Origin of the sequence: Herbaspirillum sp. B65 (assembly GCF_000333555.1) — a bacterium.
Lineage (GTDB): Bacteria > Pseudomonadota > Gammaproteobacteria > Burkholderiales > Burkholderiaceae_D > Herbaspirillum > Herbaspirillum rubrisubalbicans.
The window spans coordinates 1-2463 of record NZ_BADI01000248.1 but is presented as its reverse complement, the minus strand read 5'-3'; the positions used below and the strand labels follow the sequence as shown (position 1 = coordinate 2463).

The following is a 2463-nucleotide window of genomic DNA, read 5'->3' as shown; positions in this document are numbered from 1 at the left end:
TTCCTGTGACATTGCTATTGGTAGCATTCACACCCGCACCACTGGCACTAGAACCAGTAATATTCGCCCCCGTTACGACAGCAGATTGGCCAATCCATACACCAGCCGAATTTGTATTCGATATCCCAATAAATGAAATATTCCCGGATGCATTAAGACTACTTATCTGAAGCCCGCCCCCTTGGGCGCTCGCCATACTCGTGATCCCCTTAATGGCGAGGTTCCCTCCCGTCGATGCAATATTACCCGGCGCCTGAATATAAACTCCAGCATCCGATCCACCTTGACCTGTAATATTTATATTGCCAATTGTCGTTAACGAGCCAATTAGATTTAGCGCCCAGGTGGATGAAATTACACTCAAATTACCAAATCCACTTCCCACATTCAACGTACTACAACCCCAAAGAGTCATCGTAGGTCCCGACGAGCCACCATTAGTACTAATCGTGAGATTACCTCCGTTAGTATTAATATTTGGATTATTTAAAACCGCCGTACATGAACTAATATTAATTGCACCACCGTTGCTATTAAGGGTGGAATTAGTCAGAGTCACCCCATCCCCTACACTACTCATCGAAATGTTAAGCAAATTACTACTGGACGTAATACTGTAGCCACTAATATTAATTGCACCATTCGCATACAGCGTCAGACTCGCATTGCCTCCACTGGTCTTCGCTATATTGGCCGCCACATTGATCCAACCCGTACCGCTCCCCGATGAATTGGTCGTCACCGTCACATTGGCGCCACTATTCAATGCCGCTTCAATCGACGCATTGTTCACCACCGAATTCGTACCACTCCCCGACCAGGTATTACTGCTATTAGTCGCGTTGCTGATACTAGTATTAATCGTAATATTGGTAGGGTCGACCAGCCACTCGCCAGCCTTCCCCGCACTGGACGCGCTCACTCGACCCAGCATCGCCAGATGCTCACCCGACGTCTCCACAAAGCCGCCATCCCCCTGGCTACTTCCAATGTTGATCGTCGTATTACTTCCAACATAAGTGGAATTCGCAAATCCAATATTGGCCACACTACGGGCCTTGTTCAGCGAATCTCCACCAATGACCACACGTCCACCACCGGCCACACCGCTGGCATCAATCGTCGCGTTATCGAAGACCCCGACCCGGCCGCCTCCCAACACTACCGTACCACCCTGTTGCCCAGCGCCCTGGCCCGATACATTAATACTGCCACGGGTGACCGTGTCGCCACCTTCGCCCAACAACACCACCGTACCACCCGCGCTACTGCCATAGCCGCGTGCTCGAATGATCCCGTCGTTGTTCACCACCGTACTCAACAGCGTATTCTTGCCCCACGCCGTCAAATACACTTTACCGCCATCGGCCAGAATCAAGCCCTTGTTATCCACCAACGCCTGCACTGCCGACGCGTCAACATTCACGCTCACCAACGCACCATTATCCAGCTGCAAGCTCACCTTCGTTCCAGCCATTAAGGCCACATACCCACCATTGGCCTGAATCTGGCCACTGTTACTCACCTTTTGCCCAGACAACACCACAAAGCCGCCGTCCGTCGCTTTAATGTTGCCTTGATTGACCACCTTCGCATTACTCTGGCCGCTCAACACGACACTATTGCCATCGATGCTCACATTCGTCGCCGTCGACGCCAACAATGAGCCGACGTTCACCTGTGCCGTCGAGCCAAACACGATCCCATTCGGGTTAATCAGGTAGATCTGACCATTCGCGTTCAGATTGCCGTAGATCTGCGATGCCTGTGTTCCAATAACACGGTTCACCGCTACCGCACTTGCATCAGGCTGCGCAAAGTTCACCGTATTGCCGCTACCGATACTAAATCCAGTCCAATTCAGTCCTAACACTTGTGAGGACTGATCAATTGTCATCGTCTTACCGTTAACACTGACGGTCCCTGCCCCACTCGTCACTCGCCCACCAGTAGGTAAAGGGGCCGCCGCCCAGCTAGGCAATACCGTATTTAAGGAAAACGCCGTCATCACCGCAATCGTCAGCCGACGCAACGCCAGCGGCGAACGCAGATCAATGCCGCCTCCGCCCACGACACTACCGCCCCCTTTACGCTGCGAGACAGCGTTTTCGGCCACAGCCACTAACATGCCGTGGTGCTTGGAAAAAATGAGACGGTAGATTTTATTCATGATGATCTTTTTTATGACTGAGTACTTTTTGAGAGACCAACCTCAGCCTCTCCCCCACTGCGCTCTTACTTTTTAAGCCGTTTCAAGACGGGCTGCGTCTTCCCTCTTGACACCCTGTGCTTGCACCAACGCAAGGAACTTCTCTCCCAGAATGTGGGCTCTGCCTTCAAACATTTTTTGAATCCGCTCAGGCCCTGCCAGCGTCTTACACAGTTCTGCACGTAATTCATGTTCATTCGCCAGCCGAACTACTGCCTGGATGTATTCCTTATTGGTATGCGTCGTCATCCAGT

General features: G+C 51.6%; 1 protein-coding gene and 1 pseudogene. Both read right to left on the bottom strand.

Annotated elements, in window-relative coordinates:
* A partial coding sequence (locus I5W_RS06495) for a two-partner secretion domain-containing protein (protein WP_044528621.1) occupies positions 1-2170 on the bottom strand: 2170 nt, incomplete at its 3' end.
* Positions 2171-2242: 72 nt separating this feature from the next.
* Positions 2243-2463: pseudogene (locus I5W_RS32775) on the bottom strand (peptide transporter); the annotation flags it as partial.